This window comes from Streptomyces sp. NPDC088915, assembly GCF_044749825.1.
Taxonomy (GTDB): Bacteria; Actinomycetota; Actinomycetes; order Streptomycetales; family Streptomycetaceae; genus Streptomyces.
Window position 1 is genome coordinate 304,710 of sequence record NZ_JBIVIR010000004.1, and the last position, 23,858, is coordinate 328,567.

Annotated in this window: 22 protein-coding genes and 3 pseudogenes; 7 read left to right on the forward strand and 18 right to left on the reverse strand. The window is 72.8% G+C overall.

The genetic code is table 11. The features are described 5' to 3' along the window. Nucleotides 1-6 precede the first annotated feature (6 nt). From ACIP5O_RS09825 to ACIP5O_RS09835, 3 genes are read right to left on the reverse strand one after another with little or no spacing between them, the layout of a single operon-like run. Complete coding sequence (locus ACIP5O_RS09825) at nucleotides 7-840, reverse strand: carbohydrate ABC transporter permease (RefSeq protein WP_401290743.1); 834 nt, start codon at nucleotides 838-840, stop codon at nucleotides 7-9. Continuing rightward, the gene (locus ACIP5O_RS09830; RefSeq protein WP_401290745.1) at nucleotides 837-1,736 is read right to left on the reverse strand and encodes a carbohydrate ABC transporter permease; all 900 of its coding nucleotides are present in this window, start codon (nucleotides 1,734-1,736) and stop codon (nucleotides 837-839) included. The genes ACIP5O_RS09825 and ACIP5O_RS09830 overlap by 4 nt, the downstream gene beginning before the upstream one ends. After that, a complete protein-coding gene (locus tag ACIP5O_RS09835) occupies nucleotides 1,733-2,989 on the reverse strand; it encodes an extracellular solute-binding protein (RefSeq protein ID WP_401290747.1) in 1,257 nt (418 codons plus the stop codon). Before ACIP5O_RS09835 ends, ACIP5O_RS09830 begins: the two co-directional genes overlap by 4 nt. Before the next feature lie 192 nt (nucleotides 2,990-3,181). Here ACIP5O_RS09835 and ACIP5O_RS09840 point away from each other — a divergent pair, with 192 nt between their 5' ends. From ACIP5O_RS09840 to ACIP5O_RS09850, 3 genes and pseudogenes are all read left to right on the forward strand, one after another. Further along, nucleotides 3,182-3,949 (forward strand): GntR family transcriptional regulator, encoded by a 768-nt coding sequence (locus ACIP5O_RS09840; RefSeq protein WP_356542146.1) that lies wholly within the window; start codon nucleotides 3,182-3,184, stop codon nucleotides 3,947-3,949. 34 nt (nucleotides 3,950-3,983) lie between these two features. Beyond that, nucleotides 3,984-4,748, forward strand: a complete 765-nt coding sequence (locus ACIP5O_RS09845; protein ID WP_401290751.1) for a GntR family transcriptional regulator — start codon at nucleotides 3,984-3,986, stop codon at nucleotides 4,746-4,748. Nucleotides 4,749-4,937: 189 nt separating this feature from the next. Then, nucleotides 4,938-5,898: pseudogene (locus ACIP5O_RS09850) on the forward strand (hypothetical protein). Between the two features lie 111 nt (nucleotides 5,899-6,009). Here the strand turns inward: ACIP5O_RS09850 and ACIP5O_RS09855 are convergent. Continuing rightward, nucleotides 6,010-6,105, reverse strand: a pseudogene (locus ACIP5O_RS09855) (antibiotic acetyltransferase); the annotation flags it as partial. Between the two features lie 2 nt (nucleotides 6,106-6,107). On the opposite strand from ACIP5O_RS09855, the pseudogene ACIP5O_RS09860 reads away from it, so the two are divergent. Further along, nucleotides 6,108-6,281: pseudogene (locus ACIP5O_RS09860) on the forward strand (TetR family transcriptional regulator); the annotation flags it as partial. A gap of 67 nt (nucleotides 6,282-6,348) precedes the next feature. Here the strand turns inward: ACIP5O_RS09860 and ACIP5O_RS09865 are convergent. Genes ACIP5O_RS09865 through ACIP5O_RS09880 form a run of 4 tightly spaced genes read right to left on the reverse strand, consistent with a single transcriptional unit; the run spans nucleotide 6,349 to nucleotide 10,420 of the window. Then, nucleotides 6,349-7,179: a glycosyltransferase family 2 protein gene (locus ACIP5O_RS09865; protein WP_401290754.1), complete on the reverse strand. Its 831-nt coding sequence runs from the start codon at nucleotides 7,177-7,179 to the stop codon at nucleotides 6,349-6,351. Further along, on the reverse strand, nucleotides 7,164-8,207 hold the full coding sequence (locus ACIP5O_RS09870; protein ID WP_401290756.1) for a glycosyltransferase: 1,044 nt from the start codon (nucleotides 8,205-8,207) through the stop codon (nucleotides 7,164-7,166). Before ACIP5O_RS09870 ends, ACIP5O_RS09865 begins: the two co-directional genes overlap by 16 nt. 30 nt (nucleotides 8,208-8,237) lie before the next feature. Further along, entirely contained in the window at nucleotides 8,238-9,308 is a 1,071-nt protein-coding gene (locus ACIP5O_RS09875) for a glycosyltransferase (RefSeq protein WP_401290758.1), read from the reverse strand. Beyond that, nucleotides 9,305-10,420 carry a glycosyltransferase family 1 protein gene (locus tag ACIP5O_RS09880; RefSeq protein WP_401290761.1) on the reverse strand — a complete coding sequence of 372 codons (1,116 nt, stop codon included), beginning with the start codon at nucleotides 10,418-10,420 and terminating at the stop codon, nucleotides 9,305-9,307. The genes ACIP5O_RS09875 and ACIP5O_RS09880 overlap by 4 nt, the downstream gene beginning before the upstream one ends. A gap of 440 nt (nucleotides 10,421-10,860) precedes the next feature. Between ACIP5O_RS09880 and ACIP5O_RS09885 the strand changes: the two genes are divergently transcribed. Continuing rightward, the gene (locus tag ACIP5O_RS09885) at nucleotides 10,861-11,892 is read left to right on the forward strand and encodes a hypothetical protein (protein ID WP_401290763.1); all 1,032 of its coding nucleotides are present in this window, start codon (nucleotides 10,861-10,863) and stop codon (nucleotides 11,890-11,892) included. Nucleotides 11,893-11,925: 33 nt separating this feature from the next. Here ACIP5O_RS09885 and ACIP5O_RS09890 read toward each other — a convergent pair whose 3' ends face one another. Genes ACIP5O_RS09890 through ACIP5O_RS09910 form a run of 5 tightly spaced genes read right to left on the reverse strand, consistent with a single transcriptional unit; the run spans nucleotide 11,926 to nucleotide 16,086 of the window. After that, on the reverse strand, nucleotides 11,926-13,371 hold the full coding sequence (locus ACIP5O_RS09890; protein WP_401290765.1) for a cytochrome P450: 1,446 nt from the start codon (nucleotides 13,369-13,371) through the stop codon (nucleotides 11,926-11,928). Further along, nucleotides 13,368-13,991 (reverse strand): ATP/GTP-binding protein, encoded by a 624-nt coding sequence (locus ACIP5O_RS09895; protein WP_125668279.1) that lies wholly within the window; start codon nucleotides 13,989-13,991, stop codon nucleotides 13,368-13,370. The genes ACIP5O_RS09890 and ACIP5O_RS09895 overlap by 4 nt, the downstream gene beginning before the upstream one ends. Next, entirely contained in the window at nucleotides 13,972-14,328 is a 357-nt protein-coding gene (locus ACIP5O_RS09900) for a DUF742 domain-containing protein (protein ID WP_365540493.1), read from the reverse strand. Before ACIP5O_RS09900 ends, ACIP5O_RS09895 begins: the two co-directional genes overlap by 20 nt. Then, nucleotides 14,325-14,732 carry a roadblock/LC7 domain-containing protein gene (locus ACIP5O_RS09905; RefSeq protein ID WP_260607026.1) on the reverse strand — a complete coding sequence of 136 codons (408 nt, stop codon included), beginning with the start codon at nucleotides 14,730-14,732 and terminating at the stop codon, nucleotides 14,325-14,327. The genes ACIP5O_RS09900 and ACIP5O_RS09905 overlap by 4 nt, the downstream gene beginning before the upstream one ends. 1 nt (nucleotide 14,733) lies before the next feature. Further along, nucleotides 14,734-16,086, reverse strand: coding sequence for a sensor histidine kinase (locus ACIP5O_RS09910; RefSeq protein ID WP_401290767.1), 1,353 nt, complete (start codon nucleotides 16,084-16,086; stop codon nucleotides 14,734-14,736). Nucleotides 16,087-16,866: 780 nt separating this feature from the next. Between ACIP5O_RS09910 and ACIP5O_RS09915 the strand changes: the two genes are divergently transcribed. After that, nucleotides 16,867-18,033: a glycoside hydrolase family 64 protein gene (locus tag ACIP5O_RS09915; RefSeq protein ID WP_401290996.1), complete on the forward strand. Its 1,167-nt coding sequence runs from the start codon at nucleotides 16,867-16,869 to the stop codon at nucleotides 18,031-18,033. Between the two features lie 389 nt (nucleotides 18,034-18,422). On the opposite strand, the gene ACIP5O_RS09920 is transcribed toward ACIP5O_RS09915, so the two are convergent. After that, entirely contained in the window at nucleotides 18,423-18,827 is a 405-nt protein-coding gene (locus tag ACIP5O_RS09920; protein ID WP_401290770.1) for a hypothetical protein, read from the reverse strand. 274 nt (nucleotides 18,828-19,101) lie between these two features. After that, nucleotides 19,102-19,680, reverse strand: coding sequence for a TetR/AcrR family transcriptional regulator (locus tag ACIP5O_RS09925; RefSeq protein WP_401290772.1), 579 nt, complete (start codon nucleotides 19,678-19,680; stop codon nucleotides 19,102-19,104). A gap of 79 nt (nucleotides 19,681-19,759) precedes the next feature. Between ACIP5O_RS09925 and ACIP5O_RS09930 the strand changes: the two genes are divergently transcribed. Next, a complete protein-coding gene (locus ACIP5O_RS09930; RefSeq protein WP_401290774.1) occupies nucleotides 19,760-20,653 on the forward strand; it encodes an NADP-dependent oxidoreductase in 894 nt (297 codons plus the stop codon). Between the two features lie 477 nt (nucleotides 20,654-21,130). Here ACIP5O_RS09930 and ACIP5O_RS09935 read toward each other — a convergent pair whose 3' ends face one another. The 3 genes from ACIP5O_RS09935 to ACIP5O_RS09945 are packed head-to-tail and all read right to left on the reverse strand — an operon-like array spanning nucleotide 21,131 to nucleotide 23,650. Then, the gene (locus tag ACIP5O_RS09935; RefSeq protein ID WP_401290776.1) at nucleotides 21,131-21,874 is read right to left on the reverse strand and encodes an amino acid ABC transporter ATP-binding protein; all 744 of its coding nucleotides are present in this window, start codon (nucleotides 21,872-21,874) and stop codon (nucleotides 21,131-21,133) included. Next, nucleotides 21,871-22,779: an amino acid ABC transporter permease gene (locus ACIP5O_RS09940; RefSeq protein WP_401290779.1), complete on the reverse strand. Its 909-nt coding sequence runs from the start codon at nucleotides 22,777-22,779 to the stop codon at nucleotides 21,871-21,873. Before ACIP5O_RS09940 ends, ACIP5O_RS09935 begins: the two co-directional genes overlap by 4 nt. A 10-nt stretch (nucleotides 22,780-22,789) precedes the next feature. Beyond that, the gene (locus ACIP5O_RS09945; protein WP_401290781.1) at nucleotides 22,790-23,650 is read right to left on the reverse strand and encodes an ABC transporter substrate-binding protein; all 861 of its coding nucleotides are present in this window, start codon (nucleotides 23,648-23,650) and stop codon (nucleotides 22,790-22,792) included. Between the last annotated feature and the right edge of the window lie 208 nt (nucleotides 23,651-23,858).

Here is a 23,858-nt window from a genome sequence, read left to right on the forward strand (position 1 = left end):
GGTGCGTTATCCCTTCACGGCTCCGCCGGTCATTCCGGCGGCGACCCGGCCCTGCAGGACCAGGAAGAGGACGAGGACGGGCAGGGCGAAGAGCGTGGAGGCGGCCATGGTGGCGCCCCAGTCGGTGCCGAAGACGTTGGAGAAGGACGAGAGCCACACGGGCAGGGGGCGGTCGTCCTGATCCTTGATGATCAGCATGTTGGCGAAGGCGAACTCGTTCCAGGCGGTGATGAATCCGAAGAGCGAGGTCGCGAGGAGGCCGGGGGCGAGCAGCGGGAGGGTCACCCGGCGGAAGGCGGCGGCCCGGGTGCAGCCGTCGACCTGCGCGGCCTCCTCCAGTTCGGCCGGGACGCCGGCCAGGAAGGAGCGGAGGGTCACGACGGTGAAGGGCAGGGTGATCATGAAGTAGATCAGGCTGAGGGTCACGAGCCGGTCGAGCAGGCCGGCGTCCCGGGCGATGACGTACATCGGGATGAGGAGCGCCTCCCAGGGCGCCATCTGGGCGGTGAACACCATGAGGAGGAAGGCGCGCCGGCCGCGCCAGCGCATCCGGGCGACGGCGTAGGCGGCGGCGAGGGCCACCACGAGGGCGAGCAGGACGCAACCGGCGGTCACGAGCAGGCTGTTGCGCCAGAAGGTCCAGAAGCCGTCCGCCGCGACGGCGTGTTCGAAGTGCTCCAGGGTGACGGAGAGGGGCAGGAATCCGGGGGTCTCGGACTGGATGTCGCGGGTGGGCCGGAAGGCGGTGAGGACCATCCAGTACACCGGGAAGACGGCCAGCAGGAAGACGATCACGGCGGCGGTGTTCAGGGGGAGCCGCCGCAGGGCGCGCGGGATCACCGGTCGGCCTCCTGTCGGAGCATCTGGCGGAAGTAGGCGATCAGGACGGCCACGAGGATGAGGACGGTGAGGGTGGAGACGGCCGCCCCGAGGTCGTAGCGGTGCAGGGACTGGGCCACCCGGTAGGCGTAGACGGGCAGGGTGGTCGTCGCCTCGCCGGGGCCGCCCTTGGTGACGGCCCAGATCTGGGCGAAGCAGCGGAAGACCCAGATGACTTCGAGGCAGAGGACCAGGCCGAAGATCGGCCGCAGGAGGGGCAGGGTGACCGAGCGGAAGATCCGCCCGGCGCCGGCCCCGTCGAGCCGGGCCGACTCGTACAGCTCGGCGGGGACGGTCAGGAGCGCCGAGTGCAGGGTGATGGCGACGAAGGGGACCGACTGCCAGACCACGAGCAGCACCAGGACCGTGAAGGCGGCGGGGCCGTCGGCCAGCCACGAGTAGCCCTCGAAGGACTCGAACCCGAGGCGGACCAGGACCCAGTTGACCACGCCCAGGCGGGAGGCGAAGAGCCACTGGAAGACGGTCGTGGTGGCGATGACCGGGCTGGCCCAGGCGAGGACGAGCCCGCTGGTCACCAGGATCCGCATGCGCCGGCCGAGCCGCTGCGTCATCAGGGCGACCAGGGTGCCGATCACCATGATCAGGACGACGTTGACCAGGGTCCACCAGAGGGTGCGCCGGACGACCTCCCAGAACACGGGGTCGGCCAGAACGGTCCGGTAGTTGTCGAGCCCCACGAAGCCGGCGCCGCCGCGGATGAGCTCCCCCATGCCGTACTCCTGGAAGGAGATCAGCAGGTTGCGGACGAGGGGGTAGCCGAGGAGGAGCGCTCCGCCGAGGACGGTCGGGGCGACGAGGAGGTAGGGCCGGAGGGCCGGCCCGTGGGGGCGTCTCACGAGCCGAGGGTCCTCGTGATGCTCTCGGACGCGGTGCGCGCCGCGGCGGCGGGGTCGGTGCCGGTGAGCACGGCGGTCATGTACTGCTTGATCGGGTTGGTGGCCTCGACGGCCGCCCACTGCGGGGAGTTGGGGGTCGCCCGGCCCTGGGCGGCGCCCGCGGCCATGACGGCCGTGCCCTCGTCGTCCTGGACGACGCGGGCGAGGGAGGTGCGGTTGGGGACGTAGCTCATGGTCCTGGCCATGTCCGTCTGCCACTTCTCGCCGGCCAGCGCCTCGACCACCTCGTAGGCGGCGTCGGGGTGGGTGGAGGCCTCGGGGACGATGAAGTCGGAGCCGCCGGTGAAGACCGCGCCGGGCTTGCCGGCCGTGCGGCCGGGGAGGGGGAAGAAGGCGAGCTTGCCCTTGAGGGCGGGGTTGATCTCCTCGACGATCTTCGCGCCGCCGGGGACGGCGATGATCTGGGCGACGTCGCCCTTGGCGAAGACCTCGGCCTGCGGGGGCTTGGACTCGTCGGCGTCCTTGGGTCCCTTGCCGAGGGCCTGGAGCTTGCGGTAGAAGTCCATGCCGGCGAGGGCCTGCGGGGTGTCGAGCGCGCCCTTCCACTTCCCGCCGTCCCGGACGGCGAGGTCGCCGCCGGCCTCCCAGACGAAGCCGGAGAGGGTGTACCAGTTCTGGCCGGGGAGGTAGATGCCCTGGGTCTTGCCCTTGTTGAGCTTCGCGGTGGCGGCGAGCCATTCCTCCTGGGTCTTCGGCGGGGTGACGCCGGCCTTGGCGAAGAGGTCCTTGTGGTAGATCACGACGCGGCTGGCCCCGTACCAGGGGATGCCGTACTGCTTGCCGTCGACCTTTCCGGGCTCGGCGAGTCCGGGCAGCCAGTCGGCGCCGTTCAGTTCGGCGACCTTGTCGCTGAGGTCCCGGACGCCGCCGCTGGCCGCGTACTGGGCGACCTGGGTGTTGCCGACCTCGATGACGTCCGGGGCGTCCTTGCTGGCGAGGGCGGCCGTGACCTTCTCGCCGATGCCGTCCCACTCCTGGATCTGGATGTCGAGGTCGATGCCCTCGTGCTCCGCCTCGAAGCCGGTGCGGAAGCGGTCGAGGAAGGCGTCGGTGACGCTGTCCTTCATGATCCAGACGGTGACCTTCTCCGGCCCTCCGGAGGCCTTCGGGTCGTCCGAGCCGCTACAGGCCGTGGCGGCGAGCACGACGGTCACCGCGAGGGCGACGGTTCTGCCGAGGGGACGGATGTTCACGGGCACCTCGCTGCTTGTTTGACCAATTGGTCAAGTGGTCAGGTGTGTGAGCAGAAGGTGGCACGGTCCGTTCCGGCCGTCAATCCCCTGGAAAACATGTGCCGTTCACTCGGCGACAGGTCAAGCCGCCGGGTTACCATCGCACTTACCAGTTGACCAGTCAGGTTCAACTGATCAGTCAGGGAGAACGGCATGAAGGACGGCTCCTCCAGCGGAGTCCTGAAGCGGGAGCGGGTACGGGAGCACCTGCTCGGCCTGATCGAGGCGGGCGGCCCGGGCGACCCCATCCCGTCGGAGCGCACCCTCTGCGCCGCCCTCGGCGTCTCCCGCCCCACCCTGCGCGCGGCCGTCGACGAACTCGTCGCCACGGGCGCGCTCGTACGGGAACACGGCCGCGGCATGTTCGTCGCCCCCGCCAAGATCGTGCAGCAACTCGCCCCGGACGAGGCGGCCTTCGCCGTGCCCCGCGCCTCGGGCAGCTGGTCCAGCACCGTGCTGGAGTCGGCCACGATCCGGGCCGGCGCCCGCATCGGCCGCCGGCTCCGCCTCTCCCCCGCCGCCGAGCTGCTCTACGTCGCCCGCCTCCGGCTCGTCGACGGCTCGCCCATGGCCATCGAGCACCTGCACATCCCGGCGGACCTCGTCGGCGCCGCGCTCACCCCGGAGGAGCTGGAGGCGGGCGACCTCTACGACCACCTGCGGGAGCACCACCGGGTCCGGGTCAAGGAGGCGACCCAGTCGATCGAGCCGACCGTCGTCAGCGAGGACGAGGCCGCGCTCCTGGACGTCCCCGTCCTCTCCCCCGCGCTCCTCATCGAGCGCCTCACCCTGGACGCGGAGGGCCGGCCCGTCGAGTACGTCCACTCGGTCTACCGGGGCGACCGCTACCGCATCGTCTCCCGCCTGGACTTCACCCGCGACGGCGTCGTGACCTCCTCCACCGAGGGGGATGCATACTGACCCGCGACGGACGGCACGGCGGGGAGGGGCGGGCATGGAGCTCAAGCGGGAACGGGTGCGGGAGCACCTGCTGACCGTGATCGACGGCCGCCGCCCCGGCGACGCCATCCCCTCCGAGCGCACCCTCTGCGCGGTCCTGGGCGTCTCGCGCCCCACGCTCCGCGCGGCCGTCGACGAGCTGGTGGCGACGGGCCTGCTGGTACGGGAGCACGGCCGCGGCATGTTCGTGGCGCCCGACAAGGTCACGCAGGAGCTGGTCGCCGAGAACCGGGGCGCGGGCGCGCCCCGGAGCCGGGGCGACTGGACGAGCACGGTGCTCGATCTGCGCACGGTACGGGCCGGCGCCCGGATCGGCCGGAAGCTCGCGGTCTCCCCGGCGGCGGAGCTGGTGCACGTGACCCGCCTCCGGCACGTCGACGGCGCCCCGATCGCCCTGGAGCACCTCCACGTCCCCGCCGACCTGGTCCCCGGCCTCACCGCCGCCGACATGGAGGGCGGCTTCTACGCCCACCTGCGCGAGCGGCGCGGCATCCGCACGGCCCACGCGGTGCAGTCGATCGAGCCGACCGTCCTGAGCGAGGAGGAGGCCGTGCTCCTGGACGTCCCCGTCCTCTCCCCCGCCCTGCTCTTCGACCGGATCACCTCCGACACGACCGGCCGCCCCGTCGAGTACGTCCGCTCCCTCTACCGCGGCGACCGCTACCGCATCGTCTCCCGCCTCACCCTGGACACCCACCTCCCCGACCACCCGGCCCCGGGGGCGGGGCGGACGGGGGCGTGGTGGGGGACGGTGGAGTGAGCGGACCGCGCCTCCCACGCCCCGGACGCCGAGGGGGTATCCGGAGACCGGGGCCGCCGGGCGTCCAGGGGGTGTCTTGTCGATCGGGCCGGATCAGGGAGCGGTGTCCGGTGCCGTGCATCGCAAGGCGGAGGAGGGAGGCAGGGCGGAGCCCTGGCGAGTGACGACAACGCGGCTGGGGGTGCCCCCATGACCAGGACCACGCCCCCGCGCCCCCTCGACGTCGAGGCGCTCTTCCCGGAACTGGCCGCCTTCCGGGGGACCACGACCCGGCTCCATCCGCGGCCGGGCGCACCGGACCCCTCGGTCGGCTCCGTGGGCGGTCCCCTGTTGTGGCCGGCGGACGAGCCGTGGCCGGTGTGCGACGAGGCGCACGGCCGCGGGCGCGGGCGGCGGCCGGCCGACATCCGCCGCCACCGGCGGGTCCTGGACGCCGCGTGGGCCCGCGACCCGGCTTCCGGTCCGACGGACGAGGAGCGGGACCTCCTGGGCGAGTTGCGCCGGGAGCACCGGATCCCCGGTGCCTCCGAGGCCGACCCGCTGCCGCTGATCGGCCTCGCGCAGTTGTACCGGCGGGACGTTCCCGACCTGCCGGCGGGGCCGGACGACTGCGATCTGCTCCAGGTGTTCTGGTGCCCCTTCGACGCGCACGGCCCGAGCCGCCACGGCCTGGGGCCGCACCTGCGCCGGCGGCGGTCGTGGGAGGTCGGCGAGGTGCTGGCCCCGCAGCCGCAGCCGCCGGTCGTCGGGTCCGACGGCTTCGTGCCCGAGCCCTGCGTGCCGCATCCGGAGCAGGTGGTCACCTACCCGTTCGCCGGCGTCCTGCCCGAGGGGCTGTGCGCCCGGATCGACGCCTGGGAGGAAGCGCTCGAAGAAGAGGCGGAGGAAGCGGAGGACGAGGACGCGGAGGAGCCGCCCGGCTACCAGTACGATCTGTCCGGCCTGCGCGACGCCCATGCACCTGCTGATGACCGTCGACAGTTCGGAATGGGACGGCGGCAGCGGCAGCTGGAGACCGCTGGAGGACGAGGGCCGGTCCGCCCGCGGCGGCGCCACTCCCCCACAGGTCACCGTGGGCCGCTGGGGCGAGCTCAACGTGTTCGCCTGCCCCGCCGACCCCGGGCATCCGCACCGTTGGAGCATCCAGTGATCCGCCGCAGGCCCTGTTCTCGTACGGCTACGGCTACGGCTACGGCCCACGACGTGCAGTGCTGCTCGACCGTCGCGGGACGAGTGCGGGTGGAGTCGCGAGGACGCGGTGTCAGGGCCGGTCGATCCGCGCGGCGGCCGCCTCCAGCTCGGCGACGGTCCCCGACATGATCGTCCGTACGTGCTCGGTGATGTGCCGTACGGGCCAGTGCACGGCACACGGACGCGCAGAGCCTGCTGATCGCCGCCACGGCGCCGCTCTACCACCAACTGGTGCTCCTGCGCGCCGATCCGGACCCGCGGCTCCCGGAACGGGCCGCGGAGGCGGCGATCCTCGCGGCTGCCGCGGGCGCCTTCCGCGTCCGTCCGGAGGAAAGTGGGTGATCGAGAGGCCGGGAGCGGACACGAGCACGGTCAAGGGCGCGGCGGCGTACGGGAACGGGGCCGGCCCCTACCGCGCCTCCGGCGTCCTGCGCCAGGTGTCGGTACCGGGCTCGTGGACGACGAGCCCCAGGTCCGCGAAGTCGCGCAGCCAGCCCTCCATCGGCCAGGTGCCCCAGCGGTCCCTGAAGACGGCGCCGTTGCGCAGGATGTCGTCGAGGTGCTCGACGGGCGGCCTGCTGACGGGGTGGTACTGGTGGTGGGCGGGCGCGCCGCCGACCCACCACAGGCCGACGCCCCGGGCGGCCGCCGTGCGGGCGAAGTCGGTGTCCTCCCCGCCGTACCCGGTGTAGTCCTCGCAGAAGCCCCCGAGGTCCCGCCAGGTGGCGGCAGTCAGGGCGAAGGAGAGGGACCAGAAGAGCCGGTGGTCGCCGCCGCGCAGCACCTCGCCGTCCCCGGGCGCCGGGCGGCCGGGGTGGGGCGGCGCGAGCCCGGGGAGCTCCCCGAGGCGGTAGCCGTCCGGCGGTGGCGGCGGCAGGTAGGCGACCGTGCCGCACAGCAGGGCGCCGTCCGCGGCCGTCTCGGCGTAGCGCGCCAGGAGGCCGGGGCCCGGGACGCAGTCGACGTCGAGGAACACCAGCAGGTCGGCCCCGTCCGCCAGGGCCCGGGCGGCGCCGGCGTTGCGGGCGGCCGCGAGGGGCAGGCGTCCGCCGGGGCCGGCGGGGACGTCCACCGTTTCGGCGGCGGGCCTCCTGCCGTCGAGCGCCTTCCCGGCGTCCGGGTCGGCCATGGTGACGACCAGGTAGTGGTCCGGCTGCCGCGTCCCGGCCGCCAGTCCGTCCTGCTGGAGGCGGAGGTGGCGGTGACGGCCGGCGACCAGGGTGATCACCGCGACGCGCACGGCGTCCTCCGCTCCCCCGGCTCCGCCGCGGCCAGGTCGTCGAGCAGACGGGCCGCGCGCCGGGCGCCGTCGCCCGGGGCCCAGACGGACCAGCGGTCCCCGTCCCGCTTCGCCGTACGGTCCAGGATCCCCTCCCACTCCCCGGGCGCGGGCCAGGTCGCGCACACGGTCGCCAGGCCGGCGGCCCGCAGCGCCCGGGCGGTCGCCAGTTGCTCGTCGTGGGGCCGGTCCTGCGGGACGACGACGGCGGGCGTACGGGCGGCGGCGCATTCGGCGACGGCGTTCTGGCCGGCGTGGGTCACGACGACGTCGGCCCGGCACAGCAGCGGCCAGGGGTCGTCGGTCCACCGGCCGCCGTCCGCGCCGCCCAGGAACGTCCACGTCCAGCCGGGGGTCGCCTCGGCGGCCCGCCGCAGGTCGTCGGCGCCGATGCCGCTGCCCCCGGCCCCGAGCAGGACGACGGCCTCCCTGGTGGGCCCCGGGGGCGGGGCCGGGGGGCGCGGCCGGCCGTCGTAGCGGGAGAACGCCCCCGTGTGCAGGGTCTTGTCCAGCCAGTGGCGCGGCCAGTCGGGCTCGGGGACCGTGCCGGGCCAGGGCGCCAGGAGCGCCTCGGCCAGGTCGTACCCCAGGCGGTGGGCGGGGTCGAAGCGGTCGCCGCGCATGGCCGCGACCACCACGGGGACGCCCATGAGCCGCGCGAGGAGCGCCACTTCGACGGAGACGTCGCTCACGAGGAGGCGGGGACCGGTCCGGGCGGTCCAGTCCGCGATCGCGCCCATGCGGCCCCGCAGCCCCTCGTGGTGGCGGGGCGCCCAGTGGAGCCTTCCGCGGGCCGTGGGGTCCGCGGTCCCGGCCGGGCGTCCCGCCGCGTCCCCGGTGTCCATGGGCAGACGGATCCACTCCCCCGGCCAGTCGTCGGGGCGGGCCAGGGAGGAGAGGCCGGTGACGGGGACGCGCGCGTGCCGGGCGACGCACACGGCGCGGTGCAGGTGCCCCCGGCCCTGGTGGTGCACGTAGTAACCAATCATGCTGTGTAACCGATCATGTCGTGTCACCGATCATGCCGTGAGCTCCTGGTAGAGGGACGCGTAACCGTCGGCCATGGCCTCCAGGGAGCAGAAGCGCTCCGCGCGCCTCCGGGCGGCGCGGCGGTCCAGGCGCGTGGTGGCGTCGACGGCCTCGGCGAGCGCGCCGACGTCGTCCGGCGGAACGAGCGCGCCGCACTCCGGGTCGAGGATCTCGCCGAGGGCGCCGCGGTCGAAGCCGCACACCGGCGTCCCGCAGGACAGGGCCTCGGCGACGACCAGACCGTACGGTTCGTCCCAGCACGGCGTGACCAGGGCGGCGGCCGCGCCGCCCACGAGGCGGGCCAGGTCGCGGCGGTCGAGGTGGCCGACGTAGGCGACGTCCTCGTCCAGGAGCGGCGCCAGGTACGTCGTGAAGTAGTCCGTGTCGCCGACGGGTCCGGCGAGCAGGAGCCGTCGCCCCGCCTTGCGGGCGGCCTCGGCGGCGAGGTGCGGTCCCTTCTCGGGCACGATGCGGCCGGACCACACGAGGTGGTCGCCGCCCGGTCCCTCCGGCCACAGGGCGGTGTCGACGCCGTTGCGGATCACGCGGGCGTCGGCGACGAGCGGGCGCCAGACGGACGCGGTGTGCTCGCTGACGGCGGTGAACGTCACGGGACAGTTCGGGTCCGCCTGGATGGCCGATTCCAGCCAGGGCGTGGGGGGCGTGTGCAGGGTCGTCACCACCGGCACCCGTACGGCCGGGGCCATGGCGACGGGCAGGTGGTGGAGGCTGTTGTTGTGGACGAGGTCGAAGCGCCGTCCGCCGTCGCGCGCGAGGTCCAGCATGAGCCGCAGGTAGGCGTGGTGCTCGTCCATCCACTCCCGTGCGGGCATGCTGACGTCGGACCGGGCCGCGGTGCTCAGCGCCGGCCGGTGCACGGGGAGTTCCGTGACGCCGAGGGCCGGGTCGGAGCCTGGGGCGGCGAAGAGTTCGACGTGGTGGCCGCGCGCCCGGAGGGCGCGGGTGAGCGACCAGGTGTGCGCCTCCAGACCGCCGGCGAAGGGCTCCTTGATCGGGAAGCGGGAGGAGGCGATCAGGGCGACGCGCAGGGGGGCGCTCATCCCAGGAGCTCTTGGTAGACCGCGCGGTGCGCGGCGGCCACCCCGGTGCGTTCGGCGGCGCGCCCCGCCGCGGTGGCGCGCCACTCCGGGCGCGTCCGGTACGCCTCGCGCACGGCGTCGTACAGGGACGTCCCGTCGAGGCCGTCCTCGACGGTGTGGCCGTAGGAGAGGCACGGACGCTGTTCGGCGTAGAAGCCGCAGGACGGGGCGGCCACCGGGGTCCCCAGGTCGTGGCAGGCCTCCAGCCAGCCGGAATGCGTCCCGAAGGCGTAGGGGAGCACGGACAGGTCGAGCCCCGTGAGGTAGTCCCAGAGCTGGTCGTCGTCGAAGTAGTCGTGCGCGTGGAGGCGCAGGCGGCCCGCTTCGGCGAGGGCCCGCAGCTCCGCGGACACGTCGGGGGCGTAGGCGTGCGCGTCCGGGTCGTCCACGTCGTGGTGGACGTTCACGTGGAGTTCCGCCTCCGGCAGGTCCGCGACGGCGGCCGCCAGCGTGCGGACGACGGGCAGGAGGGACATGTTGGGCCGCAGGCTCTTGGCGTGCACGCCCACGCGGAAGCGGTCGCGGGGCGGGCGGGGCCGGGAGATGCGGGGCTCCTCGACGACGTGCGGGTGGGGCAGGACCGTCGCCGTGCGGTTCCAGCGCCGCCGGATCTCGGCCGCGGCGCCGGGGGTGAGGGTGATCAGGTGGTCGGCGGCCGGGACCAGGACGTCCAGGGCGGCGTCGTGGGGCGCCGGGTCGGGCTGGTGGGGGTTGCGCAGGTCGTGCGCGGTGTACACCAGCGGTTTGCCGTACTTCCGGAGGGCCCGTACGAGGGAGTCCAGGTCCCGCGGCGACTGCGCGTCGAAACCGAAGTGCAGGTGGAACACGTCGAAGTCGGCGTGCCGGGCGTGCACCCAGTCCGGGTCGAGCATGACCGGCGGCCACCAGCGCTGGGAGGTGCTGGGCGCCCCGTTGGGGCGCGGGTCCGCGAGGCGGACGACCCCGTCCGACGCCGAGGCGTCCGAGCAGTGGCGCACGTAGACGTGTCCGGCGGGTACGGAAGCGATCCGCACCGTCGCGTCGGGTGCTCCGCTCCGCTCCGGCACTGGCAAGAGTCGTCCGGTGGTTGCCATGGTGCTCCTGCCTCACGGGGGTGACGCCTGCCGGACGGCGGCTACCCGCCGGGGGTTCCGGCATGCACCGGCGGAAGGACGGATTCCCGTAGCGCCTTCCACTGGCAGCGCCCCTTACACACTGGTCGTCCGGACTCCCGCGCCCCCGGAGGACGGGACCGTTCCGTGGCGTCCCCCGACCGTGCCGCCGACGCGGGTGCGCGGAACGCGCACGGAAAGGACCGTTCTGTTCCGCGGGTGAACCCCTTCTGATTGGCGGTCAGAAATGCTTGGGTGGTTACCGGTCATTCGCGGCGGGCAGGTTTGGAGGGTTGCGGACCGGGCATCGCCCGCGCCTCGCGACAGGGGTGGTCGTCATGCGGACCGCCTTCCCCCGGCCGGGCCGACCGCATGGCGGTCCGTGCACCGGGCGGGCCGAGGAGAGAAGGAGGTCGGTCCCCATGACCGTGCGCACCGTCGAACTCCCGCAGTTGTGGATGCCCCACCCGCTGCGGGTGAACCCGTACCTGTCGGACCTGCACCGGGAGAGCGAGACCTGGGCGCGCGAGATGGGCATGCTGGAGGGGCACGGGGAGCTGCCCGGCCACCCGGCCATATGGTCCCGGGCCAAGTTCCACGCCATGACCGTCGACCAGTTGACCGCCTGGACGCTCCCCGACGCCCCGCTGCCCGCCCTCCGGCTCAACCACCGGTTCAACATATGGGCCCTGGCCTGGGACGACCACTTCGCCTCGGCCTTCAAGCAGACCGGTGACCTGCCCGGCGCGCGGCTCTTCACCGCCCGGCTGCACGCCTTCCTGCGGCCCGAGCCCGACGCCCGGCTGCCGGAGCCGGTGAACGCCGTCGAGCGGGGCATCGCCGACCTGCAGCAGCACCTCTTCCCGCCGGGACTCGCCCACTGGCGGCACGACTTCAACCGGGCCCTGGCCAGATACGTCGACGCGGGGGTCGAGGAGCTGGCCAACAGCCGCACCGGCCGCGTCCCCCACCTCATCGACTACGCCCCGTTCCGGCGGGAGAGCTTCGCCGCCCACACCGCCCCCTACTCCGTCGAGCTGGCGACCGGCGCGCGCATACCCGAGCAGATCCGGCACAGCCGGACCGTCCGCGCCCTCCTCGACGCCTTCATGGACTTCATGGGGCTCGCGAACGACATCGCCTCCTACGAGCGGGAGGTCCACGAGGAGAACGACGTCAACAACCTGGTCGTGGTCGTCGGGACGTCCCTCGGGATCGCCCTCCACGACGCCGTGCCCGCCGCCCTGAACCTGGTGAACGCCCGGCTGCGGGACTTCGAGCACCTCAGGCGGAACGAGGTGCCGCTCCTCGTCCGGCGGGCCGGGCTCGCCCCGGGCGAGCAGGCGGAGCTGGAGGCCTGGATCCGGGGGGCCTGCGGGTTCCTCTCCGGGATCCACGCCTGGTACACCGGCGCGCCCCGCTACACCGCCTCGGACGTCTCCTTCCAGGAGTGACGGCGGCGGGGGCCCGGCCCCCGCCGCCGGCTCCTACCGCCCGCCCAGCAGGCGCTTCACCCGCGTCCACCACGAGGCACGGGCCTCGGGCGGGCGGGTCCCTCCGGGCGCGCCCGCCGGCACCGGCGGCACCGGCGGCACCCCGTCGCTCTGGACGGGCGGGGCAGGGAGCGGGGCCGGACCGTCGTCGGCCCGGGGAGGACGTGGGGAGAAGCTCACGGGCAGCGCCGTCAGGTGCCGGGCCCAGGTGCTGGAGCGCCAGGCGAGGCTCTCCTCCGGTACGGAGAGGGCCACGTCCGGCAGCCGGGTGAGCAGGATGTCGATGCCGGCGTCGGCGATGATGCGGCCGATGTCCTGGCCGGGGCACTCGTGCGTACCGGCGCTGAAGGACAGGTGCGCCCGGTTGTGGTGCACGGGGGCCGCCGGGTCCGGCCGGATCGTCTCGTCGACGTTCCCCGCCGCCAGGCCCAGGAGGAGCATGTCCCCCGCCTTGATCTCCTGTCCGCCGAGGGTGGTGTCGCTGTTGGCCCAGCGGCCCGGACACACCATCAGCGGCGGCTCGTCCCAGAGGACCTGCTCCACGGCCTCGGGCAGGGTCATCTGACCGCCGGCCAGCGACCCGCGGAACCGGGGGTCGGTGAGGACCATCCGCAGGACGTTGGACATGAGGTTGGCGGTCGTCTCGTACCCGGCGAGCAGGATGAGGCGCAGGTGGTGCTGGACCTCCTCGTCCGTGAGGCCGGCGGGGTGGGCCATCAGGGCGGAGGCGATGTCGTGCCCCGGGTGGGCGCGCTTGGCGGCGACGAGCCGTTCGAGGCTCTCCAGGACGAAGGCGTTGCTGGCGAGCGACGTCTCGGTGGCCTTGAAGAGGTCCCGGGCGGCGTGCACCAGCTCGGGGGCCTCCTCGTCCGCCATGCCGAGCAGGTGGATGAGGGTGAGCATGGGCAGGTGCTCGGTGAACTGCCCGACCAGCTCGGCCTCGCCCTTCTCGCAGAACCCGTCGATCACCTGGTGGGCGAAGCGGGTGATGTGGCGGCGGACGCCCCGGTGGTCGAACTGGCTGAGGCCGGCCGTGACCGCGCCGCGCAGCCGCTGGTGCTCCTCGCCGTCCGCGCAGACGCAGTCGGGGCGCCAGCCGATCATCGGCATGAGCGGCGAGGTGGCGGGGTCGATCTCCCCGCTCCGCCAGCCGTGCCAGACGCGGGGGTCGCGGGAGAACTGGGTCGGGCGGCTGGCCACGTCGCGGTTCTCCAGGTATCCCAGGACGAGCCAGGCGCGCACGTCGCCGTCGAGCAGGACGGGTGCCACCGGGCCGTGGGCGGCCCGCAGTTCCTCGTACAGGCCCATGGGGTCCGTGGCCGCCGCCTCGCCGTAGAGCCGGGTCGGCCCGTCGGTTCCGGCGGCGGCGTGGGCCGGGCAGCCGGGGGGCGGGATCCGGCCCGCCTGCGCGGTGGCGTGTTCGGCGGGTGGGAAGGTCATGCGGTCTCCTGGGCGGCGACGAGGGTGTGCAGGTAGTCCATCAGCGAGAGCAGGGCGTCGCGGCAGGACGCCCGGTCCCGTGCGTCACAGGTGACGAGGGGCACGGATTCGCCGAGGGCCAGGGCGGTGCGCAGCTCCTCCACGGGGTACTGCGGGGCCTCCGGGAAGGTGTTGACGGCCACGACGAAGGGGACGCGGCGGTCCTCCAGGCGGGTGATGACCTCGAAGCAGACCTCGATCCTGCGCGTGTCGACGAGGACCACCGCGCCGAGCGCCCCTTCGAAGATGCCGTTCCACAGGAACCAGAAGCGCTCCTGTCCCGGGGTGCCGAACAGGTAGAGGACCAGCTCCTGGTTGATGCTGATCCGTCCGAAGTCCAGCGCGACGGTCGTGGTGTTCTTGCCTTCGGCGCCGGGGTTGTGGTCGATCCCGACGCCCGCCTGCGTCATGGTCTCCTCGGTGGTCAGGGGCGGGATCTCGCTCACCGTCCCGACCATGGTCGTCTTGCCGACGCCGAAGCCGCCGACGATCACGACCTTGACGCCCCTGGCGCTGTGCGGCAGCAGCTTGTCGGTGCCGCGCGGGCCGGGAACGAGCGTGTCAGAGCTTGCGTAGTCCATGGATCACCGCCTCCAGTAGGCCGCGTTCGGGGAAGGCCGCCACCGGCACGGGTGCGATGGCCTCGACCCGTTCGTTCTCGACGAGTTTGACGAGCAGCACGGTGACGACGCTGAACGGAAGGCTGAGGTAGGCCGACAGCTCGGCCACCGAGAGCGGGTACGCGCACATCGTGAGGATGGCGGCCTGCTCGGGTTGCATCGAGGGGTCGGGCGCCGACCGCGCCACGATCAGGGTGACCAGGTTGAAGCCCTTGGGCGAGGAACCGGAGCCGCCGGTGATGACGTAGAGCGGAACGGGGTTGCCTTCATTCCAGGGGCCCGGATTCTCCGATGTCACATCGCCTGCCTGACGTCCTGCCGGGGCGGGCTGGTCATGTGCTGGCCGATCCGGGCCACCAGCGTCCGCATGCGGTCGCCGAGCAGTCCGGCGTCCACCTCCTGGTCGGCGAGGACCGCGAGGTAGGCGCCGGGGCCGGCCGCCATCAGGGAGAAGTAGCCTCCGTCGGCCTCGATGCCGACCATCCGCGTCGAGCCGTCGCCGTGCGGGAACATCTGGGCGATGGCCCGGGCCAGGCTCTGGATGCCGGAGCAGGCGGCGGCGATGGCGTCGGCGGTGTCGGGCGCCGTGTTCGCCTGCCCGATGCTGAGTCCGTCCGCCGAGAGGATGACCACGTGGCGCACGAACGGAACGCTGTTGACGAGCTCCGTGAGCATCCAGTCCATGTTGGGCAGTGGCTGCATGTTACTCGACCTCATCTGAAGGCTCGTTGGGGGAAGGGGAAGGTTCGGCGGCCGCTCTCTTCTCGCCGTTGAACGCCTCCCACATCAGGCCCGGCTGGGGCGACGGCTTGGAGGAGGCCGGTACGGCGGGGGGCGTGGGGCCCGTCACCACGACCGGGATCGGGACGGGCGACTCGCGCCGCCGCTGCGGAAGGCCGTTGGGGGCCTTCCTGACCTCGCCGGTCTCCATGGCGAGGGCGGGGGACGGCAGGGGCGGGGGCGTCGGCGTGGGCACCGGCGCGGGCCGGGTCGGGCCGCCCGCGGGCCGGTACGGTCCGCTCACGGGGCCGGTCGGGCCGTTCGCGCGCCTGCGGGCGAAGTCGTTGGGCCGCAGGGCGGACGGGGGCATCGTGGTGATCAGGTTCCGGGGGACGAGCACGACGGCCCGTACGCCTCCGTAGGCGGAGGTGCGCAGGTGGACCTCGCAGCCGTGCTCGCGGGCGAGGCGGCTGACGACGGGCAGGCCGAGCTGGGTCACCTCGCCGAGGCTGGCCAGCTGGATGGTGCGCTGCGACTGCGCCATGACGCGCTCGACGCGCTGCCTGACCTCCTCGGTGAGGCCGACGCCCCGGTCCTCGATCTCGACCACGACGCCGGAGGGCACCTCGTTGGCGGTGACCTCCACGGGGGCGTGGGGCGGCGAGAACGACGTGGCGTTGTCGAGGAGTTCGGCGAACAGGTGCATCAGCGGCTCGGCACCGGGGCCGACCACGGCCACCTCCGCCACCGCCTGCAGCTTGACGCGGGGGTAGTCCACGATGCGCGACATGGCTCCGCGCAGGATGTCGTAGAGCGGGATCGTCTTCGACCACTGGCGTCCGGGGCGGGCGTCGCCCAGGACCGCGATGCTGGCCGCGAGGCGGCCGATCAGGGCGTTGCGGTGGTCGACGTCCTGGAGGCCGCGGGAGACCACGATGTCGTTGCCGTGGAGGATCTGCATGGCGTGCAGGTCCTTGGCGAGCTGGTGCACGATCGCCTGGACGCGGCGCGCGACGGCGACGAGCGCCCGCTGGGAGGCGTCGCGGGTGTGCTCCTCGGCCTCGACCGCCTCCAGGAGGGCCCGCAGGGCTCCCTTGAGCGCTTCGGTGAACTCCTTGTCGAGGTGCTTGCCGAAGTCGACGGCGCGCAGGATGTCCGAGGCGAGGTCGCCCCTCTTCAGGCGGGCGACGGCCGCGGGCAGGAGCTCCTCGGCGAGCCAGACGGTGGTGGCCCGCTGGTCGGCGAGGCGTCCGAGCAGGGCGGCCTCGCGCTGCTCGTAGTACCTCTCCGCCTCGGCCCTCGCCCGGGTGTGGCGGGCCGCCTCCGCCGCGCGCACCCGGCGCGCGGTCCCGGCCGAGGTGAGCGCCGTCAGGGCGACCGCGGCGAGACCGCACCAGGCGACCGGTGTCCGTATCTGTGCAGGGGAAAGGAGGAGCGCGATCAGGGAGGCTCCCGCCAGAACTCCCGGGGGGAGGAGCCATTCCCGGACGACCGGAGCCGGCCGGGATCTGGAAATCGAACCTGCACGAACCATCAGGAGGGTCCCTAAGAAGTCTGGAATGAGCGGACCGTGGGGGTGCGGTGCGCCGAAAGGGGCGGAGACGGACTTCATTCGGGCATGTGTACGCGTGCTCCGATGAAAACCCGACGGGCGGAAACCCGGGGGTCGCTCCGGAAAGGGCGCCGGCGGGCGCTTTCCTTCGCGGCCGTACTCCGTCCGCGCACCCACGGCGTTCATGACTCGCTGTGAGCGCTGCGCAACACACCGGTGAGCATAGTCAGTTCGGGTTGCCCGTGTGACCTTGCCGAAAGGACAACCGCCACCGGTCATTCCGGTCGCATAAAGCGACCGACGGCCGTACCTGAAATGCAATAAAACGATCAAATTCTGTCGCCCGTACGTCGGGAGGGCGGGGCGGGACGTCCTGCCGAGCGCCCTCGGATCCGCCGCGGCCATTGACAGGTCCATCCCACCCTCCCATCCTTGAGAGCGCTCTCAAGCGCGTTCCGCAGAACGCGGTCCCCCTGGATTCCCCCCACACGGATTCCCCCCACCTCCGAGGAGCCCCACGTGTCCGCACGTCACAGGCGCACGCGCGTCCGACTCGTCCCCCTCCTGGCGGCCGCCGCGCTGGTCGGCACCGGCGTCACCGTCGCCGTCTCCTCCGACCCCGCCGAGGCCGCCGTCCCCGCGACCATCCCGCTCACCTTCACGAACAACTCCGGTCGCGGGGAGCAGGTGTACGTCTACAACCTCGGCACCGAGCTCTCGACGGGCCGGCAGGGGTGGGCGGACGCCAACGGGACCTTCCACCCCTGGCCGGCCGGGGGCTCCGTCCCCAGCCCGGCGCCCGACGCCTCCATAGCCGGTCCGGCCAACGGCAGGTCGATGACGATCCGGCTGCCGAAGTTCTCGGGTCGGGTCTACTTCAGCTACGGCCAGAAGCTGAACTTCAAGGTGGCGACGGGCGGGCTCGTGCAGCCCGCGGTCCAGAACCCGAGCGACCCCAACAGGAACATCCTCTTCAACTGGTCCGAATACACGCTCAACGACGCGGGCCTCTGGCTCAACAGCACCCAGGTCGACATGGTCTCGGCGCCGTACGCGGTGGGCGTGAAGCGCCCCGACGGCTCCGTCGCGAACGCGGGGCGCCTCAAGCCCGGCGGGTACCGGGGCTTCTTCGACGCGCTGCGCGCCCAGCCCGGCGGCTGGGGCGGCCTGGTGCAGACCCGCTCCGACGGCACGGTGCTGCGCGCGCTCGCCCCGGGCCACGGCATCGAGGCCGGCGGGCTGCCGGCCGGGGTGATGAACGACTACGTCAACCGCGTCTGGAGCAAGTACGCCACGTCGACCCTGACCGTGACGCCCTTCGCGAACCAGCCGTCCGTGAAGTACTACGGGCGGGTCTCGGGCAACGTCATGAACTTCACCAACGGCGCCGGGCAGGTCGTCACCTCCTTCCAGAAGCCCGACTCGGACAGCGTCTTCGGCTGCTACAAGCTCCTGGACGCCCCGAACGACCAGGTGCGCGGCCCCATCTCCCGCACGCTCTGCGCGGGGTACAACCGCTCCACCCTGCTCACCAATCCCAATCAGCCGGACGCCTCGTCGGCCGGGTTCTACAAGGACGCGGTGACCAACCACTACTCCCGCGCGATCCACGAGCGGATGGTGGACGGCAAGGCGTACGGCTTCGCCTTCGACGACGTCGGCGCGCACGAGTCGCTGGTGCACGACGGCAACCCGCAGCAGGCGTACGTGACGCTCGACCCGCTCGACTAGGGCTGTGACCGCACAGGTCCACCGGGTTGCCCGTTGTGCCGGTGGGAAGCGATGTCGCTTCCCACCGGCGGGGGAGGCGTGACGGCACCACCGGTCAGGGTCCGGAGACCGACGGAGCGAGAAGGGCGGAAGCTTCGGCACGGGCAGGGTCATCGGCTCGCTCCCCCGCCGTCACAGTGCCCGGCGCCCCCGACACTCCCGCGAACGCGAGGACGACTCCTGGCCATCGGGTCATCCCTGACGGTCGAGGAGGTCGCGTTTGCACTGAAGGTGCGCCGGGCGCGGTCACGGGCCGGGAGCTGGACCGGACCAAGCCGAGCGCGCCGGAAAGGAGGGGAGATCCACCGGCACAGACCGGGCCGATGGTGAGGAAGGGGGACGCTGTCACGTCACTGCGGATCACGGCTCTCAGGAGGAAACGCCGCGTACAGGGCCTCGGCGTGCACGGCGTCCCACTGGCTGATCAGCAGGCGCTCCACCCCGCCGTCGTGCCGGCGCAGCTCGATCTCCTGTCCCTTGTCGAACTCCACCCGCGCCCGTGGATCACTGCACACCGCCTCGGCCTCACCGCGCATGATCTCGAACAGAACACCACGTATGGCGTACCGGCGGTCATTGCCCCGGTGGCGTAGCACACGCACCCGGCGGTCGGTCAGCAGAAGCGAGGCGCGCCGCGGTACCAAGCCCCCCATCGAGCGCCCGTACGTCACCGCGCAGCCGGCCGTCATCCGCTCCCCCTCGGGAACCCACTGCTCCAGGCGCTCACGGTCCACCGACCACTTGGCCGCTTCCATCGCCACCCCCTCCTGCCCTCGCACGGCAGGACAACCGTTTACGGCCCTTCTACCCGGAAGCGGTACGGAAACCGGCCTTTGGCAATATCCCCGAGCCCTGTCCGGTGGGTCATCACCTCGGCGGTGAACTCCGCCGGGACATGGGGGGCCGTCCCCGCGGGCGCAGGGGCGAGGGCTGCCGTCGTCGCGCCGGCCAACTGCGCCCCGGGCGGCGGCAACCACCTCGTCCAGCAGGCCTGCGACACGCTGCCGCGACTCGGCGGCCGGCCTCGGGTCAGCGCGGCCGGGCGACCTCCCAGGCCGCCTCGACCATGCGGAACACCTCGTCCACCGCCGCTTCCGGCTCGGCCGCCTCGCGGCCCAGCGCGTACGCGTCGAGCACGAACCGCGCGATCGTGCGGCACGCCGTCGTCGGCTCCGGCAGGGCGAGCTCGGCGGCGATGGCGGTCGCCAGCGCGTCCGCGTGCCGCAGCCGCATGGACTCCTCGTACGTGCGCAGGGCGGGCGACGCGTCGATCATGCGCCAGATCGGGGCGGCGCCCTCCGCCGAGCAGTGGCGGACCATCGCGTGGACCTCACGGCGCAGCGCGGGCATGAGCGGTTCCCGCGGCCCCCGGTCCGCGACCGCCCGCACGAGGCGTTCCCTGAAGTCGTCGTCCCGCTCGAAGACCAGCGCCTCCTTCGAGGCGAAGTGGGAGAAGAGCGTGGTCACGGCGACGTCGGCCTCGGCGGCGACGTCGCGGATGCCCACCGCGTCGTATCCGCGCTCCAGGAACAGCCGCAGGGCCGCGTCGGCGATCTTCTGGCGGGTGGCGGCCTTCTTGCGCTCGCGGCGTCCGGTGGGCACGGTCATGCGCCCACGCTATCAGCGCCACCGAGTACGCAAACCTAACGACTCCAAAACGCTAACCGTTAGTGCTACGGTCGATCGCATGAAGAAAGTGAGCTTCGCCGAATTCGGCGGCCCGGACGTCCTCCGTCTCATCGACGCCGAGAAGCCCCACCCGGGCCCCGGCCAGATACGTATCGCCGTACGGGCGGCAGGTGTGAACCCCGTCGACTGGCGGATCCGCGAGGGCCAGGTCCTGGGAGCGCACCCCACCGAGCTGCCCGCGGGGGTGGGCATCGACGCCGCCGGGATCGTGGACGAGGTGGGCGCAGGGGTCGAGGGCGTCGAGGTCGGAGACCATGTGTTCGGCGAAGGCGCGGACACGTATGCCGAGTTCGCCGTGCTCGGCGCCTGGGCCCGGATGCCCGGGGGCCTGACCTTCGAGGAGGCGGCCGGATACCCGTCCGTGGTGGAGACGGCCCTGCGCGTCATCCGCGAGGTCGGCGTGGAGCCGGGGCAGACCCTGCTGGTGAGCGGCGCGGCCGGGGGAGTCGGCTCGGCGGTGCTGCAGATCGCCCGCGACCGCGGCATCGAGGTGATCGGCACGGCGAGTGCCGCGAACCAGGACTACCTGCGTGGCCTCGGCGCCCTCGCCACGACGTACGGCGACGGCTGGACGGAACGTGTGCGGCGGCTCGGTCCCGTCGATGCCGCCCTCGACCTGTCCGGCTCGGGCGTCGTCCCCGAACTGGTCGAGCTGACCGGGGACCCGCGCAAGGTCGTCACCATCGCGGATCTCGGCGCGTCCGCCTTCGGCGTCCGCTTCTCCGGCGTGGCCGGGAGCGTGCCGGACGCGCTCGCCGAGGCCGCGGCCCTCATCGCGCGCGGGAAGCTGCACATCCCCGTCGCGCGGTCGTACACACTCGGCGAGGCCGCGGCGGCACACCTCGACAGCAAGGCCGGACACACGCGCGGACGCCGCGTCATCGTCGTGTGACGTCTGCCGTCCGAGCGGGTGCGGAAATTTCTCGGGGCCGAACCGAACATCGGCCCCCGGTTCGGCACGTGCACACCAAGCCGGTCGATCGGACCGGCCGGAGGTGCTGGAGGCGCCCGCGTTCGACAACAAGTCCCGTCAGTGTCTCGGCCCGGTGCCCGCAAGGTCTGGAGTCCAAGCCCGCTTTCCAGCACCGCGACAACGACGCCGAGCGGCCCAAGCGGGTGCACGGGGAACGGGCGTGGTGGTGCGCCGAGTGCCGGCGGGACCGTGGACGAGATCGCCGCGTGATCCGGGCGGAGCAAGAGCACCGTGTCCGAGGGCCTGACGCGCGTCGGGCACCCTGCGCAAGGGCGTCGAGGAGTTCGTCCGGTACGCGAGCCTGCCGATGTCGATCGGGCGTGTCCGTTCGACGAAGCCGGCCCCTCCCCCGGGCGGAGGCGGGGCCGGCTTTCGCGGTCCGCGGGAGGGGCGGGGTCAGGGACGGTCGAGCGCGCGGGCGAGGAAGCGCCGGGTGGCCTCCTCCCGCGGAGCGGTGAGCACCTGCTCCGCCGTGCCCTGCTCCACGATCACGCCGCCCTCCAGGAAGCAGACCCGGTCCGCGACCCGCCGGGCGAAGTCCATCTCGTGCGTGGCCATCAGGATGGTCAGGCCGCGCCCCTTGAGGTCGGCGACGACGTCCAGGACCTCGCCGACCAGTTCGGGGTCGAGGGCGGAGGTGATCTCGTCGAAGAGCAGCAGCTCCGGTTCGGTGGCCAGGGCGCGGGCGATCGCCACGCGCTGCTGCTGTCCGCCGGACAGCCGGTCGGGGTGTTCGTGCGCCTTGTCCGCGAGTCCGAGGCGGTCCAGGAGCTCCCGGGCCGAGCCCTCGGCCTTCCTGCGCGGGACGCCGTGGACCTGGCGGGGCGCGAGCGTGATGTTGTCCAGCACGCTCAGGTGCGGGAACAGGTTGTACGCCTGGAAGACGATGCCGATCCGCCTGCGGGCGACGTCGGGGTCCAGCCGGGGGTCGGTCAGCTCGGTCTCCCCCAGATGGACGGTGCCGTCGTCGACGACCTCCAGCAGGTCCACGCAGCGCAGCAGGGTCGACTTGCCCGAGCCCGAACCGCCGATCAGGCAGACGACCTCGTGCTCGGCGACGTCCAGGTCGACCGAGCGCAGCACCAGCCGCTCCCCGTACTGCTTGCGGAGGCCGCGGATGCGTAGCAGCGGCCCGCTCATCGGTCCGCCCCCGCCCGGGTGCGCCGCGCGGCCCGCCGCTGGAGCCGGTCGGCGAGGCGGGTGAGCGGGATGGTCACCGCGATGAACAAGAGGGCCGCTCCCAGGTACGGGGTGTAGTTGAAGTCGTAGTCCGCCTTGATCTGCGCGGCCCGCAGCGCTTCGAGCGGGCCGAGGACGGCGACCAGCGCGGTGTCCTTCTGCAGGGCGATGAAGTCGTTGAGCAGGGGTGGGAGCACGTTGCGCACCGCCTGGGGCAGCACGACGTGCCGCAGGGTCTGCCGCTCGTTGAGGCCCAGGGCCCGGGCGGCGTTCCGCTGCGCGGGGTGGACCGAGTCCAGTCCCGCCCGGAACACCTCGGCGACGTAGGCCGTGTAGGAGAGGACCAGGGCGATGACGCCGAGGACCCACGGCTCGGAGGGGGTGCCCTGGAGCTGGAGCGCCGGCAGTCCGAAGCCGACGAGGAAGACGAGGAGCAGGGTCGGCACGCCGCGGAAGACGTCCACGTAGACGGTGGCGGCGAGCCGCAGCGGCTGGAGACCCGGCGCGCGGGTGACCCGTACCAGGGCGATCAGCAGCCCCAGGACGAGGATCAGCACCTCGGCGACGAGGAACATCTGGATGTTGAGCCAGAAGCCCCGCAGGAGGTCGGGGAAGGCGGAGCGGAGCTCGGCGCCGTCGAAGAACAGGCTGTCGACGCGTTCCCAGCCCGGCGAGGCGATCGCGGCCGCGCCCACGGCCGTCAGGCCGAGCAGGGTGCACAGGAGGGAGACCCAGGTGTGGCGGCGTTTGCGGGAGCGGCGGTAGCGCTGCCGCTCCCGTTCGTGGTCGCTGGGCCGGTAGAGGGCGTCGGGTGCGACCGGAGAGCCGGCCGGCCGGTCCGGTGCGGCCGTCTTGCTGATGTCCACGGTCCGCCCGTCAGTGCTTCAGCTCGGGGACGTTCGCCGAGGCGGAGAGCCACTGCGTGGTGAGCCTCGCGAGCGTTCCGTCCGCCCTGAGCGCGTCGAGGGCCCGGTTGACGCAGGAGGTGTACCCGCTGTTCTTCGGCAGGAGCAGGCCGAACTTCTCGGGGGTGCCGCCCGCGTAGCCGAACTGGCCGACGATCTCGCCGTTCTCCAGCTCCGCTCCGGCCAGGTAGAAGACCGTGGGCAGGTCGGTGACGATCGCGTCGATCTGGCCGTTCCGCAGCGCGGTGACCTCGTCCTTGGTGGTGCTGAAGACGCTCGGCCGCTTCGAGGGCTTGATCTGGTCGAGCACGGCCTGGTAGCTGGTCGTCGCGACCTGCACGCCGATCTCGGCGTCCTTGAAGGCGCTCAGGGACGTGGCCTTCGCGAACCGGGATCCGTCGAGCGTCAGGACGGCCTGATTGGCCGTGTAGTAACTGGTGGAGAAATCGACGGCTTTCGCGCGCTGCGGCGTGATGGAGATCTGGTTGATGTCGAAGTCGAAAGCCTTCTTCCCGGGGGCGTAGGAATGGGCGAAGGGCTCGACGACCCACTTCACCTGGTCGCGTGCGAACCCCAGCTTCTCGGCCACCGCGTAGGCCACGGCGCTTTCGAATCCCTTTCCGTTGGACGGGGTGTTGCTGTCGAACCACGGCTCGTAGGCCGGGGAATCCGTCGCGACGGTGAGCCGGCCGCGCTCGTGGAGGCTCGGGCTGTCGGTCGTGCACGGGGCGGCCTTCTCGGCGCCGGCCGGTCCAGGGGTGCTCTGCGGCTGGGGCGCGCAGCCGACCGCCGTCAGCGCGACGACGGTGGCGGCGGAAGCCGCGAGAGACATGCGGGTACGGGACATCAGAGGTCCTTCGGGGGAAGTCCGGGAGAAGTACGGGAAAGGAGGGCCGGTGCTGTGTGCTCAGCGACACAGATCGGCCGCGCAGCGCACGTGGTCCACGTGGCGGCGGCGTACCAGCAGAAGAGTTCCGGACATGCTTTTCAGCATTCCGTTCGACGGAGAGCGGCGTCAATCTCGAAGACCGCTTCCGGAG

What these genes read in the sequence shown, in the direction of transcription:
- ACIP5O_RS09840 (WP_356542146.1), top strand. Translation starts at nt 3,182, where the DNA reads ATGAAGGACGGCTCCTCCAGCGGAGTCCTGAAGCGGGAGCGGGTACGG.
- ACIP5O_RS09845 (WP_401290751.1), top strand. Translation starts at nt 3,984, where the DNA reads ATGGAGCTCAAGCGGGAACGGGTGCGGGAGCACCTGCTGACCGTGATC.
- ACIP5O_RS09870 (WP_401290756.1), bottom strand. Translation starts at nt 8,207, where the DNA reads ATGATTGGTTACTACGTGCACCACCAGGGCCGGGGGCACCTGCACCGC.
- ACIP5O_RS09875 (WP_401290758.1), bottom strand. Translation starts at nt 9,308, where the DNA reads ATGAGCGCCCCCCTGCGCGTCGCCCTGATCGCCTCCTCCCGCTTCCCG.
- ACIP5O_RS09880 (WP_401290761.1), bottom strand. Translation starts at nt 10,420, where the DNA reads ATGGCAACCACCGGACGACTCTTGCCAGTGCCGGAGCGGAGCGGAGCA.
- ACIP5O_RS09885 (WP_401290763.1), top strand. Translation starts at nt 10,861, where the DNA reads ATGACCGTGCGCACCGTCGAACTCCCGCAGTTGTGGATGCCCCACCCG.
- ACIP5O_RS09890 (WP_401290765.1), bottom strand. Translation starts at nt 13,371, where the DNA reads ATGACCTTCCCACCCGCCGAACACGCCACCGCGCAGGCGGGCCGGATC.
- ACIP5O_RS09895 (WP_125668279.1), bottom strand. Translation starts at nt 13,991, where the DNA reads ATGGACTACGCAAGCTCTGACACGCTCGTTCCCGGCCCGCGCGGCACC.
- ACIP5O_RS09905 (WP_260607026.1), bottom strand. Translation starts at nt 14,732, where the DNA reads ATGCAGCCACTGCCCAACATGGACTGGATGCTCACGGAGCTCGTCAAC.
- ACIP5O_RS09920 (WP_401290770.1), bottom strand. Translation starts at nt 18,827, where the DNA reads ATGGAAGCGGCCAAGTGGTCGGTGGACCGTGAGCGCCTGGAGCAGTGG.
- ACIP5O_RS09925 (WP_401290772.1), bottom strand. Translation starts at nt 19,680, where the DNA reads ATGACCGTGCCCACCGGACGCCGCGAGCGCAAGAAGGCCGCCACCCGC.
- ACIP5O_RS09930 (WP_401290774.1), top strand. Translation starts at nt 19,760, where the DNA reads ATGAAGAAAGTGAGCTTCGCCGAATTCGGCGGCCCGGACGTCCTCCGT.
- ACIP5O_RS09935 (WP_401290776.1), bottom strand. Translation starts at nt 21,874, where the DNA reads ATGAGCGGGCCGCTGCTACGCATCCGCGGCCTCCGCAAGCAGTACGGG.
- ACIP5O_RS09945 (WP_401290781.1), bottom strand. Translation starts at nt 23,650, where the DNA reads ATGTCTCTCGCGGCTTCCGCCGCCACCGTCGTCGCGCTGACGGCGGTC.